The following is a 609-nucleotide window of genomic DNA, read 5'->3' as shown; positions in this document are numbered from 1 at the left end:
GCATCTCGGGTTCGGACTTCGTCGAAATGTTCGTCGGCGTCGGCGCGGCCCGTGTGCGCGACATGTTCGAGCAGGCGAAGAAGCATGCACCGTGCATCGTGTTCATCGACGAAATCGACGCGGTCGGCCGTCATCGCGGCGCCGGCATGGGCGGCGGCAACGACGAGCGCGAACAGACGCTGAACCAGATGCTCGTCGAGATGGACGGCTTCGAGGCGAATTCGGGCGTCATCGTGATCGCCGCGACCAACCGTTCCGACGTGCTCGACAAGGCGCTGCTGCGTCCGGGCCGTTTCGACCGTCAGGTCTATGTCGGCCTGCCGGACATCCGCGGCCGCGAGCAGATCATGCGCGTGCACCTGCGCAAGGTGCCGATCGCGAACGACGTCGACGCGGCGGTCATCGCACGCGGCACGCCGGGCTTTTCGGGCGCCGATCTCGCGAACCTCGTGAACGAGGCTGCGCTGTTCGCCGCCCGTCGCGGCAAGCGTATCGTCGAGATGCAGGATTTCGAGGACGCGAAGGACAAGATCTTCATGGGTCCGGAGCGCAAGTCGGCCGTGATCCGCGAGGAAGCGAAGCGCGCCACCGCTTATCACGAGTCGGGCC

1 protein-coding gene is annotated in these 609 nt (G+C 66.2%); it reads left to right on the top strand.

The genetic code is table 11. From position 1 onward, the window contains the following. Positions 1–609: AAA family ATPase (locus tag JMF90_RS39585; RefSeq protein ID WP_201326600.1), on the top strand; the 609-nt coding region annotated here is incomplete at both ends.

Source organism: Burkholderia sp. E168m23, assembly GCF_016586125.1.
Classification (GTDB): Bacteria; Pseudomonadota; Gammaproteobacteria; order Burkholderiales; family Burkholderiaceae; genus Burkholderia; species Burkholderia orbicola.
Note: the sequence above shows the minus strand (reverse complement) of the source record. Positions and strands in the feature narration are given on the sequence as shown.